We start from the raw sequence: 1,459 nt of genomic DNA on the forward strand, positions 1-1,459 counted from the left end.
TGTAAATAATGTTTTTGGTCAGTGCATCGGCACTGGCTTTTTATTTTGATTGAAAAGAGGTACGTACATGGTATTACACAGCTCAAAAGACAGGAAGCATACTGCAAGTGAAGTTGGGAAGTGTTGTCAATACCAAGTAAGTAAGATATCTGAAATGTATAATAGAGTAAAAATGAAATCTTTTTATTATATTATAGACAAGTATAAAAAAGGTATAGTAATATATGTATGTATAAGTAAATAATGATCATTCCATAATTATTGTATATAACTAATAATTACTTTAACAAAAATAATCTATTATACAAATATTTCGGATAATAACAAGTTTATATGGAATTATGCTTTAGAGGTGAGTAAAATAAAAAAAACAACATTTATACTACTTTCATTTATTGCCCTAACGTTGATAACAAGTCCATTTGTAAATTGTAGCGAGAAAAGCGAAGAAATAAATGGAAAAGATTTGCAAAAAAAGTCTGAATTGCAGGGAACTGCTTTAAGCAATCTTAGACAAACCTATTATCATAATGGAAGTGCTATAATTGAAAATAAAGAGAGTAATGATCAATTTTTAAAGAACACTATATTGTTTAATGATTTTTTTACAGGTCATCAATGGTATAATGATTTATTAGTAGACCTTGGTTCAAAAGACACCGCCAATATATACAAAGGGAAAAAAGTGGATTTATATGGTGTTTATTATGGTTATCAATGTACTGGGGGTACACCATTCAAAACAGCTTGTATGTATGGCGGTGTAACGTTACATGATAATAATCAATTGGAGGAAGAAAAGAAAGTACCGATTAACTTATGGATAGATGGTAAACAAAATACAGTACCTTTGGGAACGGTTAAAACTAATAAAAAAGAAGTAACTGTTCAGGAGCTAGACCTTCAGTCAAGACATTATTTACATGAAACATATAATTTATATAACACAGATGCATTTAATGGAAAAATACAAAGAGGATTAATTGAGTTTCACCCTTCTTCTGGTGATTCGGTTGGTTATGATTTATTTGGTGCTCAAGGACAATATCCAGATACACAGTTGAGGATATATAGAGATAATAAAACGATTAAGTCTAAAAATATGCATATTGATATATATTTATATACAACTTGAGTGAAATTTTGGCTGAAAAAATTTAAAATCTATAAAAAGTACCATAAGTTATTTTATTACTATACTTAAAACATTCACTTTTTTACTGCTGTTTGTAAGTTTTATAAAAAATTTCTATAGATAGTTTTGAACAAAGCGAGAATAATCTGAAAGTATACAAGCAGTAAAAAAAGTATATGTGCTATAATATGCTTTGGGCAAGTTGGATAGATGGTGGCTATCTGAGTATAAGGAGGTGGTGCCTATGGTGGCATTACTGAAATCTTTAGAAAGGAGACGCCTAATGATTACAATTAGTACCATGTTGCAGTTTGGTTTATTCCT

At 29.2% G+C, this 1,459-nt stretch carries 1 protein-coding gene and 1 pseudogene; both read left to right on the forward strand.

The genetic code is table 11. The annotated features are described in order from the left end of the window. The first annotated feature begins 352 nt into the window (after window positions 1–352). The gene (gene sep, locus IDG60_RS13925) at window positions 353–1,135 is read left to right on the forward strand and encodes a staphylococcal enterotoxin type P (RefSeq protein WP_000034846.1); all 783 of its coding nucleotides are present in this window, start codon (window positions 353–355) and stop codon (window positions 1,133–1,135) included. A 244-nt stretch (window positions 1,136–1,379) separates the two neighbouring features. After that, window positions 1,380–1,459 (forward strand): annotated as a pseudogene (locus IDG60_RS27545) (type I toxin-antitoxin system toxin); the annotation flags it as partial.

Source organism: Staphylococcus sp. EG-SA-2, from assembly GCF_017152085.1.